Annotated in this window: 2 rRNA genes; both read left to right on the top strand. The window is 50.2% G+C overall.

Features of this window, described 5'->3' with window-relative positions:
* Window positions 1-416: ribosomal RNA gene (locus M3191_RS18130) — 16S ribosomal RNA — on the top strand; the annotation flags it as partial.
* A gap of 353 nt (window positions 417-769) precedes the next feature.
* Window positions 770-1,295: ribosomal RNA gene (locus tag M3191_RS18125) — 23S ribosomal RNA — on the top strand; the annotation flags it as partial.

Below are 1,295 nucleotides of genomic sequence, written 5' to 3'. Positions count from 1 at the left end.
CCAGCATTCAGTTGGGCACTCTAAGGTGACTGCCGGTGACAAACCGGAGGAAGGTGGGGATGACGTCAAATCATCATGCCCCTTATGACCTGGGCTACACACGTGCTACAATGGACGATACAAAGGGTTGCAAACCCGCGAGGGGGAGCCAATCCCATAAAATCGTTCCCAGTTCGGATTGCAGGCTGCAACTCGCCTGCATGAAGCCGGAATCGCTAGTAATCGTGGATCAGCATGCCACGGTGAATACGTTCCCGGGTCTTGTACACACCGCCCGTCACACCACGAGAGTTTGTAACACCCGAAGTCGGTGGGGTAACCCTTACGGGAGCCAGCCGCCGAAGGTGGGACAGATGATTGGGGTGAAGTCGTAACAAGGTAGCCGTATCGGAAGGTGCGGCTGGATCACCTCCTTTCTAAGGATAATTACGGAATATGAACCTTGGGTTCATACGTTGACGTTTTGCGTTCAGTTTTGAAGGTTCATCTTCTGATGATCTTTCAAAACTTGTTCTTTGAAAACTGGATAAAACGACATTGAAGCAACAAAACATCAAGTAATCAACCGAGTCGATCACTTTTGTGATTGAACAATACTTTTTTAACGATTACGAGTGCATATCGCTATGCATTAGTAGTCACCCGAGGGTTTCAAGACGCAAGCAGTGCTAGGAAGCGATGGAGAGAGGGAAGGAGCGTACTTCAGTACGTGACTGACTGATCGACTGAGCTGACAACGCAATGCGCAGCGGATTGAAAGCCAGATAAAGGTTAAGTTAGAAAGGGCGCACGGCGGATGCCTTGGCACTAGAAGCCTATGAAGGACGGCACTAACACCGATATGCTTCGGGGAGCTGTAAGTAAGCTGTGATCCGAAGATTTCCGAATGGGGAAACCCACTGCCTTTAATGGGGCAGTACGTTTACGTGAATACATAGCGTAAACGAGGCACACCCGGAGAACTGAAACATCTAAGTACCCGGAGGAAGAGAAAGAAACATCGATTCCCTTAGTAGCGGCGAGCGAAACGGGAAGAGCCCAAACCAGGAAGCTTGCTTCCTGGGGTTGTAGGACACTCTATACGGAGTTACAAAGGAACGGATTAGACGAAGCAGCCTGGAAAGGTTCGCCATAGCGGGTAATAGCCCCGTAGTCGAAAGTCCGTTCCCTCCAGAGTGGATCCTGAGTACGGCGGAACACGTGAAATTCCGTCGGAATCCGGGAGGACCATCTCCCAAGGCTAAATACTCTCTAGTGACCGATAGTGAACCAGTACCGTGAGGGAAAGGTGAAAA

Source organism: Sporosarcina luteola (assembly GCF_023715535.1).
In the GTDB taxonomy this organism is placed as follows: Bacteria; Bacillota; Bacilli; order Bacillales_A; family Planococcaceae; genus Sporosarcina; species Sporosarcina luteola_B.
The sequence above is the reverse complement of the archived record's forward strand: the minus strand, read 5'-3'. Positions and strand labels throughout refer to the sequence as shown.